This is a genomic window from Pseudanabaena sp. UWO310, assembly GCF_006861605.1.
In the GTDB taxonomy this organism is placed as follows: domain Bacteria; phylum Cyanobacteriota; class Cyanobacteriia; order Pseudanabaenales; family Pseudanabaenaceae; genus Pseudanabaena.
Genome location: NZ_SELU01000005.1, coordinates 108322 through 125885, shown reverse-complemented (window position 1 = coordinate 125885; position 17564 = coordinate 108322). Strand labels below are relative to the sequence as shown.

Genomic DNA, 17564 nt, shown 5'->3' with positions numbered 1-17564 from the left:
CAATGATTCCTGCCACGATCCCTAGATGGTCTAGGTTCGATACTTTCATCTCTGTATTAATCCCTGCCTCCTCTGTTTGGCTTTTTGGTAATTATTTTACCCTTCTATTACGAGCGGAATGTGGGTTTTATCTTGCTATACGCCAAAAGATGAGTGGCGGCGCGAAGCGCCGCCACTCATCTTTTGAAGAAAAAATTAACGCAGACGAATGGGAATTTGAACTTCCCGCCTTTTTAACGGTGCAGGCGTATAGGGTGAATCATAGAGAAATTCTCTCGGCTCTCCCGCGATTTCATATTCTGGATGGTTAGCTAGCCATTGCTTCAGTTTGGCAAGGTGTCCATGATAACTCGCATAGTCATAGGCTCCTTGCAATCCTAAACTTACAACGAGCATGGGCGGATGATTTTCAACCTGTACGTCTTGAGATGTTTTTTGTGGATTGATTGTCGTATTGTTGTACAGGAATGAAACTTTGGCTTTGCCCTGTTGAATTGGTTGCTCGATCGCGTCAATTGGATAGCGGGCTTCTACAGGCGCAGTCATAGAGATATTGTTGCTACTAATATGGCGAAATAAGGGATTAAAGGCATACCTAGTAGCTTCGCCAAGGTTGCCTTCATAGGTATAGGTGCCAGCGCGATAGGCGGGATATTGTTTGACTTCGATCGTATTGTGGGCAGTTGGAGCGGGAAATCCTACAGGCAAAGGAGCGGACATAGCTTTTTTTACAGCAAATAAGGCAAGGGGAATTGAGAGCGCACCAAAAACAATCAGTAAGGTCGGAAATTTCATATTTCCATTGTATCGTTTCTAATTAAGTAGTTCGGCATAATTAAAAACCAAAACCAGAGAGCATACCGCCCGCTACGCGGGCGGTATGCTCTTCTAGGTTTTAAGTTTACTTATGCCAAGCTAATTAGCTTGGTTTGCGATCGCCATAATGCTTAAGACAAGCTTGGTAATTTAGCGCTAGAATCTAAAACAAATTGGATATCGCGCTAACTGAGGCGCAAATTTCAAAAACACATAAAATCTGCATGAAAAAATCTTGGGCGATCGCCATAATTGCTTTGTCTTACTTCGGTATCAGCACCGCAGCTTATGGTGATGCCAAAATTTCGCGACGGGCAAGCGAGCTAGAGATCGATCGCCAAGTGATCGATAGCAGCCCAGTACTAAGACGTTGGCTGGACAATCCCCCCGACCTTTTAGAAGATATTTATAGAATCCCCAGCTTTAACACAAAACTCAACATTGGTTTGACATCCCGCAATAATTCCCTAGGGGTGAATGCTGGGGTTGAAGATTTATTTGTGGGGCATTCTCCTTTGACGATCGGTGGAAGCTATCAGACTGAGTTTAGCGGTCGAGAAAGTGAGCTTCAGGCAAATTTTCGCTACTATATGCTGCCCTTGGGTTCCTATTGGAACCTTGCCCCGATTATCGGTTATCGTCAGTTCAATCAACTAGATCGTCCTCAAATTTCGGGGCTAGATGTGGGTTTACAAGGGGTTTTAGTCCTGTCACCCCATAGTTCAGATTTGCGACTCAGCCATGTCTTTACTTCCCCTAATGGCAATTTGGAAATGAGCACCACTACCCTATCGACGAGTTATGCCATTACTAATAATTTACGTTTGGGTACCAAAATTGAATGGCGGCGATCGCCATTAATCTATGACAGTCGTGTGGGCTTTTCATTAGAGTTGGCTCTCTAGAATTATTGCAACTTCGCCACGGGGTAGTCGGTTAGTAACTGACGTTGGTTAATTAGATCGATCGCGGTAATGAGTAATTCGCGTTTGGCACTAATGCTAAATAGAACTTTTAAGCGATCGCAATCGGGTTGTCCCAAGGGATCGAGCATGGCGATCGCTTGGGGGATTCCCTCTCCACTCGCATCGGTCTGGAGGGGTTGAAAGTTTTCTTTTGCCTTTGGCTCAAACTGCATAATTAGGCGATCGCCCTCAAAACTAACCTCGGCTCCACCGAGGGGACGGCTTTCCAATTCTCCAATCGTTAACGCAATTTCAGTCTGATTGGGTTGAGTGGCTCGGAGTACTAGCTCGACGGGGCGACGGGTGGGATAGACTTGACCACTCCGAAATAAAGGTTGATATTTCCATTGCGAGGTTCCCCGATCCCAATATCGAATTGCATAGGAATGGAAAAGATAATCTTGTAAGCTTACGCCTTGGCTGAGTCTTAACGCACCATGGGCGATCGCTTCAAAGGGTTTATGACTATATACCTTTCCCATTTTAAAATAGTCTTCCACAAACAACCGCACCGATGGAATTAACGTGCAACCACCAACTAAAAGAATGGTTTTAATATCCCCCTTCAAGATGCCCTTATTAAAAGCGCGATTGACTAACTCATCGATCGCCAGTTGGAGAACTCGGTAAAAGCCTTTGCTTTGGAGCAATTGCTCTAATTGCTTCCTAGTATAGGTAATCTCCGTCGTAGATTGGGTTGTGATATCAAAAAAGACTTCCGAAGCAGTTTCGCTTTCCGATAGTTGGATTTTAATTCTTTCCATCAAGAACTTCAGCATACTCAGGTTAGTTTCCTTGCCTTCCGCGTCGGACTCATGGCTGTCTAGATAGTCTTGCATTAACCATCGATCGATATCTTCTCCACCAACCGTATATCCAGTTTTGGCGATCGTATCCACCTGATATTCAGTCCATAGAGGACGATCTCTCCCCACCTGTTCCCCCCATTTGCTGATATTGTCACTCTGAGGCAAGCGGACTAGAGCCAAGTCTAACGTGCCACCGCCAAAATCAATCGCTAATACTAAAGAGCCTGCTGCGCTCGCTTCATAGCCAAGGGCTGCCGCTGTCGGTTCATCGATAACCCGAATTCGGGGTGCAGTTAATGTGGGGAGATTGGGGGCAAATATGCTAGCACCTGATTCCTCTAGCCAACGTAAATATTTTTCGTAAGCTTGCACTGGTGCTGTGAGGATGATTTCAGATGGGAAAATCTGTTGCGATCGCAATTCTTCAGATAATTTGCGTAAAAATTGACTCCCCAACCATTCGGGCGTAATTTTAATACCATCAATTTTAGGTACGTAATTTACATTCGCCACCAACCGTCGCTTGATTTGGGTAAATAATCTGGGTTGGGCGCAGTCTTTACCGCGATCGATTACCCTTTGCCCGATTTCCACAAGTTCTACTTTGGCATTCTGCACATACACCAGTGAAGGAACGAGGCAATCTAAAGGAAAAGGACGACTGAAATTCTCAAAGTTAATGTTTTCAGGGCGATCGGTGGCAATATTCCATCGCGCAATCACGGTGTTACTACTTCCAAAGTCAATAGCGATAGCATTCATGCCTGATCCTTCCCACTTCTAAATATTTATTGATTCGCCAATTCAAGGATGAAATGCAACAGTATCTGAATTATGTAATTAAACATTGTTGTGGCAATCATAATTTACCTCATGAGATGGGAGGGAGTATCGAAGTTAATGCGATCGCAAAATCAGGAAATGCTAAAGGCGAGGCTTGGTTTGGCTCAGTAAGAATAAGATGCTCGGTGTAACCTATCGGCGTTGGTTTACGAAAGATATGCAGTTGACGTTTTTGGGGAGCCAGAACCCAGTAGTCAGCGATACCAGCCTTAGCATAGAGTTTATCTTTGATTTCACAATCCTGTTTTAGTGTGGAGTCGGCAACTTCTACGACAAGATAAATTTGTTCAGGACTTGGATGTTGTTCAACATAATCTAAAACTGTCCCTTTGACGAGCGCTAAATCTGGTTCTGGTTCTGAGAAATCATCTAAATGAACGGGGTCTTGGGTGCGAACTAATGCCAAATCGCCAAGGCGATCGCGTAGAGCATTAGCCAGCAAATGTAATGATGTGACGTGGGGCGTTCCTTTGGCTGCCATTATCGTGATTTGTCCGTCAATTAGTTCTGTGCGATCGCCATTGAGAAGCCCCAACTCACTCATGCGATGATAATCCTGTACTGTCCAACGCTTAAGATTTGCTGGCTCTATGGTGATGACTGTTTGGGGGATGTGTGCAAGAGTCATGATCTTAGACAGTCAGTAATATTTGACATCTCCTATTTTATACCTTGAGTTAGCGGCGATCGCCAAAAAGCTCTTGTAACACTTGCTCTACTTCAGCCACAAAAGCCTTTGCTTGTTCTAAGATTTTTTCTGCTTCTGCTAATGTGCCAGTAGGATATTTCTTGCACTTGAGATACTGGGCTTTTGAGTACGGCGAGTAAGTCAATATCTGAGTCGGGATTAGCTTCGCCTCTGGCATGGGAACCGAATAAGATTAACTTGACAAGGCGATCGCCATATAGTTCCTTTAAGCCTAGTTTTAATTCATGCAATGTTGGCTGAATGCTGTTTAAAGTGATACTCATTTCTTCGCTCCTTGTTCAAATGCTTTGGGAATTTTGCCACTCATTGTCTAAGGGAAATAACGATAAAACTCTTTACGATGTAATGTGCGGATGACTTCTACTGTGTTACCAGAAATTTCTATGCCAATGCGATAGTCACCGACTCTAATACCAAATCACAAAATGGCTACGCCATTTTGTGATTTTAAAACCCTTACTGGGTTTGGTTTTCAATTCCCAAAAGTGTAGCCGCACTTTTGGGAATTGGTATAATTCAGTAACGGGTTGAATATCCTTGCATGGCTTTTATGTTCGATAGTTCCTGTAAGTTTTGAGCTTCAGGCAAAGTTTTAAAGGCAATTTCGTAGATGCGTTGATATGCTGATGAGCCTTTCAGGTTTTTGAGATCTTTTAAAAATGACTGGCGATACTTTACTTCCATTTTAGTTTTCTAATCTAATCCTCTAAAAAGGCTAGAGCTTCGGCATGGGAGTAAAGAGGAGTATTTTTACCTTCATCTATTGCTTTATTGAGACAATAATCTTCTATGGCTTCGCTAAGATTTTCTAGAGATGTATTGTCAATTGGTAAGAGTTGCCGCCAAATTTCGATGGGAATGACAACTGCGGTGGGCTGTCCTTCTTGGTTGGTTATATACTCAAGGTTTAATAGGGACATTACATTTACCTTAGTGAATGTTTTTTATGAAATCTGCTTTCATTGTATCAAAAGTCTTTGTGTTACTCATGCGCTTAACGATTCTCTTAAATCGCATCAACTATTTGAGCATTCATTGTATATTTCCTCCAAAGGCTTTGTTAACTCTCTCGATTTGTTTCGGTGCTTCCATTTGCTCGAAAAGTTCTAGTGCTTTTGCCGTGTTCTTGCCTTATATTTTTCTGTAATTTAGATTTATATATACGCTGAAAATACTTGATTCTATTTCTAATTAAATTAATCAGTCCATCAACACCAATATTCTTGAAAAAATTTATCCATTTTGTAATGTTTGATTTACGCAATACATTTATAACAAATAAATGTATTGCAGCATCACCAATTACCGAACTAGAAGATATTTGCCTAGATTTGTATAACTGCTCTAGAAAAGTTGCTTCTGCTTTATCCCAATCTTCTTGATATTCATAAATTCTACCTCTATTTGCAAGTACATTTAATAACTGTGTATCAGTCTCTTCTAAATCTTCATATGCTTGTTGAGCTAAATCAAGATATTTAATAGCATCACCATAATTTGCTTCAGGAGGTTTGCTGTATATAGCTCCTGCTAATAAATAGATATGCCCTTGTATTTCGGGTAACATAACAAAGTTATTTCCGCGTTTTGAAGAAGTATCTATCTTTTTTATTGATTCTTTAATCCAGTTACGACTTTCTACAATATTTCCCTTTAAATATTGCAACCAAGCAATACCATATAAGGTTGCTGCTAAAAAATGATCATTATTAGTTTTTAAACAGTATTCTTGTGAGTGCTCAAACGTTAGGCTCGCATTGTAAAAATCATTATTTCTTAAATATGCAATTCCTAGACTATACAAAATCCTCCCAATATCAAACTCATAATTTATAGACAGTAACAATTCTTCTGCTTGTTTATAGTGTGAAATAGCCAGTTTGCTTTTGCCATTGCGATCATAACAACTGCCAAGATTAACATGAACATCTGCTTGTTTGAGAACATCATTAAGCTCTTTAAAAATTTCTAGAGCAATAAAAAGATGATACTCAGCATCATCAGGTTGCCTCATACGTTGCAGGGATACACCCATTCCTAAATGATTAAGTGCAAGATAGTAATAGTCTTTATGCTGTTTACTAGCTTGAATTCCATTCAAATGATTATCCACAGACTTTCTGAATTTACCAGTTTCTTCTAAAAAGCGTCCAAAGGCAAAATATAGCCAAGTTGAGTCTTTATCTTCTAAATCTATGTCATTTATTTCTAATTCTAGCCATTTCCCATATTCTCGCCAATCTTGAGTCATTTCACAGTAATTCATCATTACTTTACAATAATCTCTCCTATAAGGATAGGAGTAGTCATTGATAATTCTTGTAAATAGATCTCTTAACTCTTTAACTCCCTTCTCTGACTCACTAGGGTTAACACTTAACATTTTAGCCTCAAGTTTTTTGGCAATTTTTATCCATTGTTTACTTGTATTTGAAGAAACTTGGTTATAGAGATATTTTGTTAATTCAGTAGTAATCATAATGTTTGCATTGAAATTTATTAGCTGAGTTTTATCTTTAGTGTTTCTCTAAAATATTGTGCTGTAAAAGAGTGTAAGTTTATTTGTCTATCTTCTTTATCATATTTACTAACTTCAATGAGAGATAAGCGATACATGATTTTAATAGCATCATCTATTTCCTTTTTATTTATATCATCAAAGTCATAGAGCCAAGATTGAGGAGTGGATAAACTACTCTGATTAGAGAGGAAAATCAAAATTTTTAGAACCTCTATTTGATTCCCTTTACATAACTCCTGATATACTTCCCAATAGAGATAAGAATAAAAGTCTTCTTCATCAGTAACTGAATTTAAGCGCTCTAAAACTCTTTCAAGCCCTAAAAACTTTGCTTGACTCACCAAAAGCTTCATAGCTAAAGGCATTCCATGAGTAGCGGTGATTACTTTCTCTATATTTTGAGATATTTGCTGTCCTATAGCTTGATCATCAGCACATTTTTCTAAAATCATTTGTTGAATAAAAGTATAAGATGCTTGCCTATCTAGTTCCGAAAGTCTATATTCAAAGCCACTCTCTAAACTAATTTGCTTTCGGCTGGTCAAGAATAGAGAGCTTTTCCCTAATATTCTTCTTAAATGTGATATCAATAATTTAGGGCTTTCTGCATCTTCTAATCCATCAACTATCAATAAATGAGATTCTTGCATAAATAATTTGCTGATTTCATGTTGTAAACGATCAATATCTTGGACAAACCAAGCATCTAGATTTAGCTCTTTACCGATGCCTAATATTGCATCCTGAATTTCCAGTCGAGACTCGCGTATTTTTTCAGACTTACCGTCGGATGTTTGAAATTGTTTGCGTTTTGCATTAATCCATACAATTTTTTTAAATCTTTTTTGATGATAAAGTAAGCTAATTAGTCTATGGCAGGTAGCTGTTTTTCCTAGACCACCCATTCCCCAAATACTTAAAACTTTGCTACTAATGCCATTTTCTGTATATTCGATTAATTTTTTCAAATCGAAGTCTCTTGCAATAAATTTGTTATACGATTTTTCTGATACCCAAGAAGAAATAGAACCATCTATTTCTAGCTCCTCCTGATCTGAAGGTATAGCTAAATTATCAGTTACAGGTGCTGTCGAGATATTTTGGGGAGTTGGAGGTTGGGGGCGATCGCTCGAATTACCATCTACCCAATCTGGATAAATACTAGGATGCACCTCAAAATCCTTGCAATATTTACGAAACAAAAGCACAAGATGTTGACGTTGTTCTTTTTTACCCTTCGCATCCGTACCAAAATGTTTGCAAATCTCACCAATTTTGCGCGTAGCCGTTGAGCGATCCTTATCTAAAGCCTTGGCAATCTCCCCATCAGACTTAGCCTCAATTATCCACAATCGCAATACCGCCCATCGTTCAGCATTAGCAGGACTTTTCAGTTCTTCAAATTTCTCTAAAAACTGCTGTTTTTCCATCTTGACCTGTCAATAAGCCCTTGTGTCTGACAATGGCTATGATACTATGCCATCATAGAAAAGTTAAGCGATCGCACCAATAGCAACGGAATAAAGATCATGACTCAGGCAATGGTCAAGCCAACACTTTATGACACCGATCTCAACCTGTGGTTAGAGACAATAATCTCTCAATTGCGATCGGGTGATTTGGAAAACGTCGATATTGAAAATTTGATAGAGGAGTTAGATGGTTTGGCAGGTAGAGATAAACGAGAGATTGTCAGTCGTCTTAAAACTCTCATTGAGCATATTCTCAAACGTTGTTATGTCGATATGCCCAATGAGTTTAGAGGATGGGAAGTAACAATTAGAACTCAAAGATTTGAATTAGAACAAATTCTCGAACAATCACCAAGCCTTAAGCGTCACTTTATCGACAACTTTGATAAATGCTTTAAGGTTGCACTTCAGAATGTCCGAGGTGAATATTCACAGTATCCATTTCTTGATACATGGCAATTTAGCTGCGATGTTGACTCAATTTTAAATGCCAAATTTTGGAAAATTTAAATTCTGAGAATTGGAAAGATGACAATAACTAAACCCAATAAATCAACTTCTCAGCGTTATTCTCTAGACTATTACCTCAAACTCACCTATCCCATTACCTTTTATCCCGATCCTGATGGTGGCTATGTTGCTGAAATCAAAGACTTAAACGGCTGTCTCACTCAAGGCGAAATCATCGAAGAAGCCATTACAAATATCAACGAAGCCCGTGAGCTATGGATAGAAACCGCCTACGAATACGGCGATGAAATTCCGTTACCTAGTTCCGAATCTGAATATAGCGGTAAGCTCATGCTGCGAATGCCCAAAGGTCTGCATCACCGCCTAGCCACTCTAGCCAAAAGCGAAGGCGTAAGTCTCAATCAATATCTCCTCTTCCTACTCAGTTCTGCCACAGGTAAATCTGCATTGCACTAGAAAAATTTATGTGCATAAATGCACAAAGTTCTTACCCAGTGCATTTATGCACGTTTGTTATAGGCTTTTAGTATTTGTTTTAGTCTGTGTACATCTCGATAAGAGATAAATTCTTCAGGAGAAACAAATCTATGAAATCAACAATTTTGCTTGTACTACCTAGCACTTTGCTTGCTGTCACTGGGATTGTATCGGCTGTAAATGCTGAATCCATCTCTATGGGTAAGCTTCCTTGGCAAGGTGGGGTGTCTGCTAAAGTTTCACAAACTTGGCATTCTGATGGCTGGGGACGGCAAGCACTTGATATTGGTTTGGGGGCTGGTACTACAGTTCGCGCACCGATCACTTCTAAAGTTGTACAGGTTTGTACAGCGAAGGGTGGTGATAATCACGCAGCTATTTTGCTAGAAGCGACTTCTTCTAAACAGCGTTACTCTCTAATCCATGTAAAAATCGATACGAACTCTGTCAAGGTAGGTAAAACCTTTTCACAGGGCGATGTGATTGGTGCTGTCGCCAAGGATAAGCCTAACGATCCTAAATGTGCAGTTTCCTATGGCATTCATCTGCATTTTGGGCTTCCTAGTCAGAACGTTTCGATTGATGGTTTGACCTTTAGTTCCAATTCCCCAAAGCTTTATACATCTTTGACATCCAGTAACAGTAGATAGAAGAAACTATCGTGCTTTCCCCGCGATCGCCTGTTTACGCCTCCGTAGATAGCGATCGCTTTCTAATTTTTGGGAACTTAAAACTAGTCTTTGCTTGCAGCCATGCGAAAAATTGGATTTTTATTATTTTTGCTTTTGTTTAGCTTTCCAATTGGTGAAGCAATCGCACAGGATGCTCCCGCAAATATAAATAGTAGCTCATCTCCTCTCACTGGAACTACTCCTGCAATCAACTCCTTTGAAAATAACGGCAATGGAATTCAACAAATCAATGGTGGCAGCTTTAATGGGACTTTAACTACACCAAATTGTACAAGCCGAGTTTGTCCTTTTGCCATTGGGCGCTTTACTCCTAATGGCTCAGAACTGATAATTGGCATAATTGCAAACTTAGGAGGTTCGGCAGATGAAGATCGTGCAGCAGCAGAGAAATTAAGGGTTGAGTTGGAGGGTGTAAAAACTAATAATGATTATAAGCTACAACTTTTAGACAAGTTAGCTACTGCCATTGATAGCGGTAACTCTGTGAGGATCAGAGCGATCGCGATCGCTCTAGCACCATTAGAAGGATACAAAGATTTTCGAGAGTATCTCAAAGCTTTACTCAACGAGAAAAGCTAAATTTTGTTTTCATCCTCTAAGGCGGATAGGAGAAGCAATTATGTGTGATTTATTAAAGTTTACTACATTATTCCTGAGGCTCTTTGCGCTCTTCATCTTTGGCATATTCCTCGCATTCCCCATATCCGCTATGTGTGGCGCGATCGCCATTCTCATCTCTTATCTCCCCCTAATCTGGCAAATCCTTTGGCGCACAGGTTTAGGACTATTGATGCTGACAGCGATCGCCTTGTTTCTCGAAGCGTTACACAATGGCACAAAACGTAATTCCTAAATTTCTGATTGTTCTTGCTGTCGCTTGAAAGCCTCCACAATTTCCTCAATCTCCGTAGTCGAGATACTTGACTGATCGGATTTAGCATAAATAGATAGCAAAATAATCCTAGTAGGCGTTTCAATTTGATAAATGAGCCGATAACCAGCACTTTTGCCCTTTGGGATATCGCTATTCTTGACCCGCACTTTAAAAACAACAATATTCAATCCCGATAGGCGATCGCCTAAAACTTCTCCAGACTGTAACTGTTCGATCACAGGTTGCACATCTGAGCGAATTTTGCGATAGCGTTTAAACAGGCTCCGAAATTGTCGTTCAAAGGTTCCCGAAGTTTCAACTTGAATAACTGGCTGATTAGATGCCATCAAGACTATCCCAAAGTTGAGAAATTGGCTTTGTTTGTCCTGTCTTTACCTCATGTAGTGCTCTATGAAGACTAGCCGCAACTTGTTCTGGACTTGGCTCGAATACTTCATCCTGATCTTCTAAATCAATATCTAAAAACTCTTCAATCAAAACAATTACCCTAACTTTTGGCTGTTTCGGCAAATTTTTTAGATGCTTAGGTAACTCAAGTTTCCCGTCAGGTGTAATCGTAGTAGAAAATTCGTAAGCTTTCATAGTTTCTATGACAACAGTTAATCTTCAGAATAACAAATTAGATAGCTTACTCTGCACCTATCTCCCCCTCATCTGGCAAATCCTTTGGCGCACAGGGTTAGGATTAATGATGCTGACAGCGATCGCCTTGTTTATCGAAGGCTTAAAAAGCGAAAAAAAATAACCTCTAAATTTTCAATTCTGCAAATATTTTTTCACAAAATCTTCTGGAGTTAAACATTCAAACTCCTTAGTCTCACTGACCAAACTCCGAATCAATTTATGGTTAGCAGAAACAAAACACTCTGCTTCCCCTTTACTTGCTGTCAAATAAACTCCAACATCTTCACGGGGAATAACTCCCAATGATTCTATATTGGCTAAATCCTCAGCTTCGAGATAAACATTATAAATGTTGAAATTTTGCCATATACTCGCTACGATTTGACCTCCCCAATCCTTATTCTGTAACCGTTTAGCAACGCGTAAAATTTGATCGAATAACTCTTCAGAGACAATAACCTCAACCGAGTTGTCTTTTCTTCCCTTAAAGCCAGCCCATACCAAAATCTCACGTTCAGCACTACTCGAATCTGCAACACCAATAATATAAACATTTGTATCAAAAAAGATGCGCTTAGGAAGATCCTTCATGGCATTTTAAAATTCTCTCTTTCCTCCACTATTTCCCTTTTAACTTCGCGAACTAGTTCAATAATTTTGTCTTTGGAATTATAACCAGAATCTCTTAATGATTTTTGAACTGACTGCTGTAAATCTTCTAATGGAAGAATCGGTAAATTAGCTGCAACTTGAGAAGGACTTAAAACGGCTAATTCAAGTATATATTTTAATTCAGCCTGAAGAGATCGCCCACGGAGAAACGCTTGCCTTTCCAGTTTCTTGATTACAATAGGATCTAAATCAGCAATAACTACTTTAGTCATATCTAAACCATAGTCCAATGATTAAATATGTTTTGAGTATAGCATCATCTATATAGTTGATCGCCCTCCTCCTCTTTTACCTCCCAATCATCTATTATACCAATTCCCAAAATGGCAACGCCATTTTGGGAATCTCAAAACCTTACGGGGTTTGGTGTTTAATTCACAAAAGTATTGTCACACTTTCGTGAATTGGTATTAGACAGGATTAGGATTAATGATGATAATTGCGATCGCCTTATTTATCGAAGGGTTGAGAAATGGAAAAGCCCGTGATTCCTAAATTTTTGTGAGCCGATAGCCAGCTCTTTTACCATTTGGTCTATCGCTATTTTTACCCGTATTTTTTACCCGTATATTGATACTTCCTTCCCACCAAAGAAATAGACATACAAAACCAAGAATCAGTGTTGCGGCGCAAAACGCCGCAACGCTGATTCTTCACTGGGAAGGGAGTAATACCAATTTCCAAAAGTGTGGCTACACTTTCGGAAATTGAAAACCAAACCCAGTAAGGTTTTTAAAAACACAAAATGGCTACACCATTTTGTGTTTTGGTATAGGAACAGCCAAAAGCGCCGCCAATTCACGAATATTACCTAAAAATTAAAGGACAATTTATATCATCAGAAATTTTGTGCGCGTTTATACCAATCAAACGCGATCAATTCGGTATCTTTTTTAGCCATTTGATAAATATATCTTGCGTATGATTATAAAAACCTGACAATACTCCCTAAAATAATCATGAGCGGAAACGAGTCACGCATTCAAGCTATTTATCAGATCACCAATCGCGAACCAATGCCCAAAAAAGCACCGAAGCGCTTGGAAGAACTGTGGGCAACCGATGTGTTTACTCTGAGCAAGATGCAAGAATGTCTACCCAAGACAGTTTTTAAATCGATCAAGAAGACAATTCAAACTGGCGAACCTCTTGATGTCTCAGTAGCCGACGCGATCGCCTTAGCAATGAAAGATTGGGCAATCTCTAAAGGTGCATTATATTACGCCCACGTCTTTTATCCTCTAACCAACGCAACAGCCGAAAAGCATGATGGCTTTATCTCCGTCCAGAGCGACGGTTCGGCAATTTCAGAATTTGCAGGCAAATTACTCGTCCAAGGCGAACCCGATGGATCTTCGTTCCCCAATGGCGGTATTCGCTCCACCTTTGAAGCACGCGGTTACACGGCATGGGATGTAACCAGTCCTGCATACATCATGGAAACCGATAATGGTTCCACCCTTTGTATCCCCACAGTTTTTGTATCTTGGACTGGCGAAGCTCTAGACAAGAAAACCCCACTATTACGTTCCAATGCAGCAATGAACAAAGCTGCAACCAAGGTTTTGAAAATTTTGGGCGAGAAGGAAATTGCTCCCGTTAACTCTAGCTGTGGTGCAGAACAAGAATATTTCTTGGTGGACTTGAACTTCGCCAATGCTCGTCCCGATCTACTGCTTGCAGGAAGAACTCTATTTGGTAAGCCTTCGGCTAAAGGACAGCAATTTGATGACCATTACTTCGGAGCAATTCCCGAACGTGTACAGATGTTCATGCAAGATGTGGAAGAGCGTCTCTATCGCCTTGGCATTCCTGCTAAAACTCGTCACAATGAAGTAGCTCCTGGACAATTTGAAATTGCTCCCGTATTTGAAGCTGCGAACGTAGCAACCGATCACCAACAAATGATCATGACCATGCTACGATTCACCGCTAAAAAGCATGGCTTTGTTTGCTTGCTCCATGAAAAACCCTTCGCAGGTATTAATGGTTCTGGTAAGCACGTTAACTGGTCGGTTGGTAATGCAACTCAAGGTAATCTTCTCGATCCTGGTGATACCCCCCACTCCAATGCCCAGTTCCTCGTATTCTGTGGTGCGGTCATTCGTGGGATTCACAAGTATGGTCCTCTGTTGCGCTCGGTTGTTGCCACTGCGGGTAACGACCACCGCTTGGGTGCTAACGAAGCTCCTCCTGCAATTATCTCCGTTTATCTCGGTTCTCAACTTGAAGATGTATTCGAGCAGATTCGTCAAGGTGAACTGAAGAGTTCGACGGGCAAGGGCTTGATGAATATTGGCGTAGATACTCTGCCCATCCTGCCTACCGATCCTGGCGATCGCAACCGTACTTCACCCTTTGCTTTCACTGGCAACCGTTTTGAATTCCGTGCTGTGGGTTCTGGGCAATCCGTGGCTGGTCCTCTCGTTGCCATGAATAGCATCTTGGCTGATTCCTTAAACTGGATGGCAGAAAAACTCGAAGCCGAACTAGGAAAGGGATTGAGTTTGAGTTCTGCGATTACGACTGTTCTCAAGGAAGTGATGGAGCTTCATGGAGCAGTAGTTTTCAATGGCAATGGCTACTCTGAAGAATGGCACAAGCTTGCCGTAGAGCGCGGTCTAGCTAACCTACGCACAACTGCCGATGCTCTGCCAGTGCTTAAGGAATCCTACATTGAGGAACTGTTCAGCAAATTGGGAGTGCTGTCTCCCGTTGAGCTAGCAAGCCGCTTCGAGACCTATGCTGAGCAATACATTCTCTCGATCGAGGTGGAAGCGAAATTGGTCGTCAGCATGGTGAAAACCCTGATTTATCCCGCAGCGACCCGTTATCTCGCCGATCTCGGTAATGCTTCCCTCAGCTTGAAGGAAATCGGTGTAGACTTTGACAAAGAAACCATTGAGAAAGTTGCATCCTTGACTAAGTTAGCGATCGATGGAGTGAGCAAGCTCAGTGATGCCCTATCTAAGCATGATTTTGCTTCTACAGAAGAGCATATGCAGTTCCTTTCTCAAACTGTTCGTCCTCTGATGGATGGAATTCGCGGTTACGTCGATGCCTTGGAAGGTGAAGTTGCCGATGACCTATGGCCATTGCCTACATACCAAGAAATGCTTTTCATTAAGTAATTTCTCGTAATTGCTATGTCTGATAAACCCCCAATGGTGACGCTTTGCGCCACCATTGGGGGTTTATGATTTAGGGCGCTGCCGTTTTTTAGCCGTTTTTTATTTGATGTTTAGTTCGGCGATCGCTTTACTGGCAAGTCTTGTGACATATATAGTTACGACAACTGTAGCTACCAAACCAACAATCCGCATTGTCCATTGCCATGCGGGATCTAAGGATGGAGTTTCGCTACCGATACGCGCAAGGTCCCCCGCAAGAGAACCGATATAGACATACATCACTGTGGCAGGAAGCATCCCGATAGAAGCGATCGCATAGTCCTTTAGACCCACATTGGTAATGCCAAAGACGTAATTTAACAAACTAAATGGAAATATCGGGGATAACCGCGTTAAAAGCACAATTTTGAAGCCCGATTGGGCGACGGCTTGATCGATCGCCATAAATTTCTGGTTACCTTCAATCTTTTTGCCAATCCAATCTCGCGCAAAATAACGTCCGATTAAAAAAGCTGCGATCGCGCCCAAAGTTGCACCGATAAACACATAGATCGATCCCCAAAGCACGCCAAATACCGCTCCTCCTCCTAAGGTTAAGACAGAACCAGGAATGAAGGCGATCGTGGCAATAATGTAGACAAACAGAAAGGCAAGTCCGCCCCAATAGCCCAGATTTTCAATCCAGTGAAATATTTCTAACATTAACAACAACCTCCGCCGTTATAATGCCAAGTGGAATCGCTAATAATTATCTCTTCGGGAAACTTTTCCGCAAGTTTTTTCGCGGTTTTGTTGCACACTGAAAGAGGATTCCCCCTTTGCAAGAGATGCCCCGCACGATCGTTTAAATAGGAATCAATACCATGATAGACTGCGGTTTTTCCAGTAAAAACGCAGGCTCCATCGCTAGGAATGGGAACTTTAAAAGATACTGAATCTAAGCTCTCCAACATCAAAGGTGTATCGAGAGCGAAGCTGTGGGTATCGAGGAGCCGATAGGGGCGACGAGCGCGAACTTCTATCTGTCCAAAGCCTGCATTGATGAGAGAATAGATATACTCATCGTAGGTCATTGCCCCTGACAGACACATCGCTCGTAACCGTTCATCCGATTGTAAAGAGGCAGGAATCGGACGAGTGGCGATCGGATCGCTCATAATTAATTTACCCTTGGGCTTGAGAACGCGATAAACTTCCTGTAAAGCCCTCTGTAAATCCTGAGGCTCAAAAATATTGAACAGACAATTCTGGGCAATCACATCGATCGAGGCATCGGGCACAGGGAGAGCGAAAGCATCTCCTGCCAATATTTCTACAAATTCTGGGTCGAACCAATCATTATCTTTTGCGGCTAGTTGCAGGTTTTGCTGCGCGACTTCGCGCATCTCCGCTACGGGATCGATCGCGATGACGCTTCCTTTCCGACGACAAAAATAGGCAAATTGGAGGGCTTCCAAACCACCGCCAACCCCAATATAGAGAACCTTCGGATTACCGCGTAATTCCGTCGGATGGATAGTCGTTCCACAGCCATAGTTCATTTGCTGCATGATTTCAGGGATCTTGAGATTGGGAAATTGCAGCGGTGGCGTACTGATGCAACATAGCCCAACTTGGGGAGTCTTCGCAGCCTCTTTATAAAATTCAGCGGTAGTTTCGAGATAGCTCATGGGTTATCAAATAATCAGCTAATGAACTTTTTTATGGGAATATTGTCTAAACCATAGACTATTTTCCTCACATCAAGCAGCAATTTTACCGTTGTGGTGAAATTGCTTTTTTATATCTTTTTTCTTAGTACAGGACAAAATCAAAACCCCAAAGAGAGTTGCCGCGCGGAGCGCGGCAACTCTCTTTGGGGTTTTATGTCCTGATACAGTTGGCTGCCGCCAGTCTTGTTATACCAATTTCCAAAATGGCGTTGCCATTTTGGAAATCTCAAAATCTTACTGGGTTTGTTTTTTAATTCACTGAAATGTTGTCACAATAAAACCCCAAAATAGGGCTGCCGTGCTCCGCGCGGCAACCCTATTTTGGGTTTTATGTTCTGATTCAGTTGACGGCAGATATATAGGCAACGTAAGAGATAGCGAGCGCATCAAAACCGCATGAATGGCGGCGCAAAGCGCCGCCATTCATCTTTGCGGCAAGCAAAACTTGTTGTGATCGCGATCGCATTAGCTTCACGTACATATCACAAGCAATCAAATCAGCGATCGCTAATTCTCCGTACTCACGATCGCGAATTGGTACAGCCAAAATCACTTACTCCAGCCTGTAAAGCACCGATACTAAACACATCAAGAGTTCACAAATGCAGGAGCAAGACAATGACTGAAATTAACATTGGCGGTTTTATATTCCAGTCTTATGCTGCGGTGGTGGTGTTTTTATTATTAGTGATTATTCTCTAAAAGCGCCACTTCTCTTCTTGATTTTTGATTTTGGTGTAACGCAAGCAGCGAAA

23 protein-coding genes and 1 pseudogene are annotated in these 17564 nt (G+C 41.2%); 8 read left to right on the top strand and 16 right to left on the bottom strand.

Annotated elements, in window-relative coordinates:
* Positions 1–195: 195 nt before the first annotated feature.
* Positions 196–795, bottom strand: coding sequence for a heme-binding protein (locus tag PseudUWO310_RS03455; protein WP_142599024.1), 600 nt, complete (start codon positions 793–795; stop codon positions 196–198).
* Positions 796–1040: 245 nt separating this feature from the next.
* On the opposite strand from PseudUWO310_RS03455, the gene PseudUWO310_RS03450 reads away from it, so the two are divergent.
* Positions 1041–1721, top strand: a complete 681-nt coding sequence (locus PseudUWO310_RS03450) for a hypothetical protein (protein ID WP_142599022.1) — start codon at positions 1041–1043, stop codon at positions 1719–1721.
* A 2-nt stretch (positions 1722–1723) separates the two neighbouring features.
* On the opposite strand, the gene PseudUWO310_RS03445 is transcribed toward PseudUWO310_RS03450, so the two are convergent.
* From PseudUWO310_RS03445 to PseudUWO310_RS03410, 8 genes and pseudogenes are all read right to left on the bottom strand, one after another.
* The gene (locus PseudUWO310_RS03445; RefSeq protein WP_142599020.1) at positions 1724–3352 is read right to left on the bottom strand and encodes an Hsp70 family protein; all 1629 of its coding nucleotides are present in this window, start codon (positions 3350–3352) and stop codon (positions 1724–1726) included.
* 109 nt (positions 3353–3461) lie between these two features.
* Complete coding sequence (locus PseudUWO310_RS03440) at positions 3462–4061, bottom strand: Uma2 family endonuclease (RefSeq protein ID WP_142599018.1); 600 nt, start codon at positions 4059–4061, stop codon at positions 3462–3464.
* A 92-nt stretch (positions 4062–4153) separates the two neighbouring features.
* The gene (locus PseudUWO310_RS03435) at positions 4154–4405 is read right to left on the bottom strand and encodes a nucleotidyltransferase domain-containing protein (RefSeq protein ID WP_263363372.1); all 252 of its coding nucleotides are present in this window, start codon (positions 4403–4405) and stop codon (positions 4154–4156) included.
* Positions 4406–4452: 47 nt separating this feature from the next.
* Positions 4453–4554, bottom strand: a pseudogene (locus tag PseudUWO310_RS23850) (type II toxin-antitoxin system RelE family toxin); the annotation flags it as partial.
* A gap of 104 nt (positions 4555–4658) precedes the next feature.
* Positions 4659–4826 (bottom strand): hypothetical protein, encoded by a 168-nt coding sequence (locus PseudUWO310_RS03425; RefSeq protein WP_190315891.1) that lies wholly within the window; start codon positions 4824–4826, stop codon positions 4659–4661.
* 14 nt (positions 4827–4840) lie between these two features.
* Positions 4841–5062, bottom strand: coding sequence for a hypothetical protein (locus PseudUWO310_RS03420; RefSeq protein ID WP_142599016.1), 222 nt, complete (start codon positions 5060–5062; stop codon positions 4841–4843).
* Positions 5063–5202: 140 nt separating this feature from the next.
* Positions 5203–6621, bottom strand: a complete 1419-nt coding sequence (locus tag PseudUWO310_RS03415) for a tetratricopeptide repeat protein (protein ID WP_142599014.1) — start codon at positions 6619–6621, stop codon at positions 5203–5205.
* A 20-nt stretch (positions 6622–6641) separates the two neighbouring features.
* Positions 6642–8093 carry an ATP-binding protein gene (locus tag PseudUWO310_RS03410; protein WP_142599012.1) on the bottom strand — a complete coding sequence of 484 codons (1452 nt, stop codon included), beginning with the start codon at positions 8091–8093 and terminating at the stop codon, positions 6642–6644.
* A gap of 99 nt (positions 8094–8192) precedes the next feature.
* Between PseudUWO310_RS03410 and PseudUWO310_RS03405 the strand changes: the two genes are divergently transcribed.
* From PseudUWO310_RS03405 to PseudUWO310_RS03385, 5 genes are all read left to right on the top strand, one after another.
* Entirely contained in the window at positions 8193–8645 is a 453-nt protein-coding gene (locus PseudUWO310_RS03405; RefSeq protein WP_142599010.1) for a DUF29 domain-containing protein, read from the top strand.
* Positions 8646–8663: 18 nt separating this feature from the next.
* A complete protein-coding gene (locus PseudUWO310_RS03400; protein WP_142599008.1) occupies positions 8664–9062 on the top strand; it encodes a type II toxin-antitoxin system HicB family antitoxin in 399 nt (132 codons plus the stop codon).
* Between the two features lie 131 nt (positions 9063–9193).
* Entirely contained in the window at positions 9194–9733 is a 540-nt protein-coding gene (locus tag PseudUWO310_RS03395) for a M23 family metallopeptidase (protein ID WP_142599006.1), read from the top strand.
* Between the two features lie 135 nt (positions 9734–9868).
* Positions 9869–10354 (top strand): hypothetical protein, encoded by a 486-nt coding sequence (locus tag PseudUWO310_RS03390; protein ID WP_142599005.1) that lies wholly within the window; start codon positions 9869–9871, stop codon positions 10352–10354.
* Positions 10355–10394: 40 nt separating this feature from the next.
* Entirely contained in the window at positions 10395–10628 is a 234-nt protein-coding gene (locus PseudUWO310_RS03385; protein WP_142599003.1) for a hypothetical protein, read from the top strand.
* Here PseudUWO310_RS03385 and PseudUWO310_RS03380 read toward each other — a convergent pair.
* Together PseudUWO310_RS03380 and PseudUWO310_RS03375 are read right to left on the bottom strand one after the other, a co-directional pair.
* Positions 10625–10996, bottom strand: coding sequence for a type II toxin-antitoxin system RelE/ParE family toxin (locus PseudUWO310_RS03380; RefSeq protein ID WP_142599001.1), 372 nt, complete (start codon positions 10994–10996; stop codon positions 10625–10627). The genes PseudUWO310_RS03385 and PseudUWO310_RS03380 overlap by 4 nt on opposite strands.
* Entirely contained in the window at positions 10986–11252 is a 267-nt protein-coding gene (locus PseudUWO310_RS03375; protein ID WP_142598999.1) for a hypothetical protein, read from the bottom strand. Before PseudUWO310_RS03375 ends, PseudUWO310_RS03380 begins: the two co-directional genes overlap by 11 nt.
* Positions 11253–11259: 7 nt before the next feature.
* Between PseudUWO310_RS03375 and PseudUWO310_RS22725 the strand changes: the two genes are divergently transcribed.
* Entirely contained in the window at positions 11260–11415 is a 156-nt protein-coding gene (locus PseudUWO310_RS22725) for a hypothetical protein (RefSeq protein ID WP_190315890.1), read from the top strand.
* Between the two features lie 11 nt (positions 11416–11426).
* Here PseudUWO310_RS22725 and PseudUWO310_RS03370 read toward each other — a convergent pair whose 3' ends face one another.
* Both PseudUWO310_RS03370 and PseudUWO310_RS03365 read right to left on the bottom strand, forming a co-directional pair.
* Positions 11427–11885: a hypothetical protein gene (locus PseudUWO310_RS03370; RefSeq protein ID WP_142598997.1), complete on the bottom strand. Its 459-nt coding sequence runs from the start codon at positions 11883–11885 to the stop codon at positions 11427–11429.
* A complete protein-coding gene (locus tag PseudUWO310_RS03365; RefSeq protein WP_142598995.1) occupies positions 11882–12178 on the bottom strand; it encodes a hypothetical protein in 297 nt (98 codons plus the stop codon). Before PseudUWO310_RS03365 ends, PseudUWO310_RS03370 begins: the two co-directional genes overlap by 4 nt.
* Before the next feature lie 747 nt (positions 12179–12925).
* On the opposite strand from PseudUWO310_RS03365, the gene PseudUWO310_RS03360 reads away from it, so the two are divergent.
* A complete protein-coding gene (locus tag PseudUWO310_RS03360; protein ID WP_142598993.1) occupies positions 12926–15097 on the top strand; it encodes a glutamine synthetase III in 2172 nt (723 codons plus the stop codon).
* Between the two features lie 99 nt (positions 15098–15196).
* Here the strand turns inward: PseudUWO310_RS03360 and PseudUWO310_RS03355 are convergent, their stop codons facing one another.
* The 3 genes from PseudUWO310_RS03355 to PseudUWO310_RS03345 form a co-directional block, all read right to left on the bottom strand.
* Positions 15197–15799 (bottom strand): TVP38/TMEM64 family protein, encoded by a 603-nt coding sequence (locus tag PseudUWO310_RS03355; RefSeq protein WP_142598991.1) that lies wholly within the window; start codon positions 15797–15799, stop codon positions 15197–15199.
* Positions 15799–16767, bottom strand: a complete 969-nt coding sequence (gene arsM, locus PseudUWO310_RS03350; protein ID WP_142598990.1) for an arsenosugar biosynthesis arsenite methyltransferase ArsM — start codon at positions 16765–16767, stop codon at positions 15799–15801. The genes PseudUWO310_RS03355 and arsM overlap by 1 nt, the downstream gene beginning before the upstream one ends.
* Positions 16768–17149: 382 nt before the next feature.
* A complete protein-coding gene (locus tag PseudUWO310_RS03345; protein WP_142598988.1) occupies positions 17150–17356 on the bottom strand; it encodes a hypothetical protein in 207 nt (68 codons plus the stop codon).
* Positions 17357–17564 lie beyond the last annotated feature (208 nt).

What these genes read in the sequence shown, in the direction of transcription:
- PseudUWO310_RS03425 (WP_190315891.1), bottom strand. Translation starts at nt 4,826, where the DNA reads ATGGAAGTAAAGTATCGCCAGTCATTTTTAAAAGATCTCAAAAACCTG.
- PseudUWO310_RS03385 (WP_142599003.1), top strand. Translation starts at nt 10,395, where the DNA reads ATGTGTGATTTATTAAAGTTTACTACATTATTCCTGAGGCTCTTTGCG.
- PseudUWO310_RS03380 (WP_142599001.1), bottom strand. Translation starts at nt 10,996, where the DNA reads ATGGCATCTAATCAGCCAGTTATTCAAGTTGAAACTTCGGGAACCTTT.
- PseudUWO310_RS03370 (WP_142598997.1), bottom strand. Translation starts at nt 11,885, where the DNA reads ATGAAGGATCTTCCTAAGCGCATCTTTTTTGATACAAATGTTTATATT.
- PseudUWO310_RS03400 (WP_142599008.1), top strand. Translation starts at nt 8,664, where the DNA reads ATGACAATAACTAAACCCAATAAATCAACTTCTCAGCGTTATTCTCTA.
- PseudUWO310_RS03375 (WP_142598999.1), bottom strand. Translation starts at nt 11,252, where the DNA reads ATGAAAGCTTACGAATTTTCTACTACGATTACACCTGACGGGAAACTT.
- PseudUWO310_RS22725 (WP_190315890.1), top strand. Translation starts at nt 11,260, where the DNA reads ATGACAACAGTTAATCTTCAGAATAACAAATTAGATAGCTTACTCTGC.
- PseudUWO310_RS03365 (WP_142598995.1), bottom strand. Translation starts at nt 12,178, where the DNA reads ATGACTAAAGTAGTTATTGCTGATTTAGATCCTATTGTAATCAAGAAA.
- PseudUWO310_RS03420 (WP_142599016.1), bottom strand. Translation starts at nt 5,062, where the DNA reads ATGTCCCTATTAAACCTTGAGTATATAACCAACCAAGAAGGACAGCCC.
- PseudUWO310_RS03435 (WP_263363372.1), bottom strand. Translation starts at nt 4,405, where the DNA reads ATGAGTATCACTTTAAACAGCATTCAGCCAACATTGCATGAATTAAAA.
- PseudUWO310_RS03455 (WP_142599024.1), bottom strand. Translation starts at nt 795, where the DNA reads ATGAAATTTCCGACCTTACTGATTGTTTTTGGTGCGCTCTCAATTCCC.
- PseudUWO310_RS03395 (WP_142599006.1), top strand. Translation starts at nt 9,194, where the DNA reads ATGAAATCAACAATTTTGCTTGTACTACCTAGCACTTTGCTTGCTGTC.
- PseudUWO310_RS03355 (WP_142598991.1), bottom strand. Translation starts at nt 15,799, where the DNA reads ATGTTAGAAATATTTCACTGGATTGAAAATCTGGGCTATTGGGGCGGA.
- PseudUWO310_RS03415 (WP_142599014.1), bottom strand. Translation starts at nt 6,621, where the DNA reads ATGATTACTACTGAATTAACAAAATATCTCTATAACCAAGTTTCTTCA.
- PseudUWO310_RS03445 (WP_142599020.1), bottom strand. Translation starts at nt 3,352, where the DNA reads ATGAATGCTATCGCTATTGACTTTGGAAGTAGTAACACCGTGATTGCG.
- PseudUWO310_RS03405 (WP_142599010.1), top strand. Translation starts at nt 8,193, where the DNA reads ATGACTCAGGCAATGGTCAAGCCAACACTTTATGACACCGATCTCAAC.
- PseudUWO310_RS03360 (WP_142598993.1), top strand. Translation starts at nt 12,926, where the DNA reads ATGAGCGGAAACGAGTCACGCATTCAAGCTATTTATCAGATCACCAAT.
- PseudUWO310_RS03440 (WP_142599018.1), bottom strand. Translation starts at nt 4,061, where the DNA reads ATGACTCTTGCACACATCCCCCAAACAGTCATCACCATAGAGCCAGCA.
- arsM (WP_142598990.1), bottom strand. Translation starts at nt 16,767, where the DNA reads ATGAGCTATCTCGAAACTACCGCTGAATTTTATAAAGAGGCTGCGAAG.
- PseudUWO310_RS03410 (WP_142599012.1), bottom strand. Translation starts at nt 8,093, where the DNA reads ATGGAAAAACAGCAGTTTTTAGAGAAATTTGAAGAACTGAAAAGTCCT.
- PseudUWO310_RS03450 (WP_142599022.1), top strand. Translation starts at nt 1,041, where the DNA reads ATGAAAAAATCTTGGGCGATCGCCATAATTGCTTTGTCTTACTTCGGT.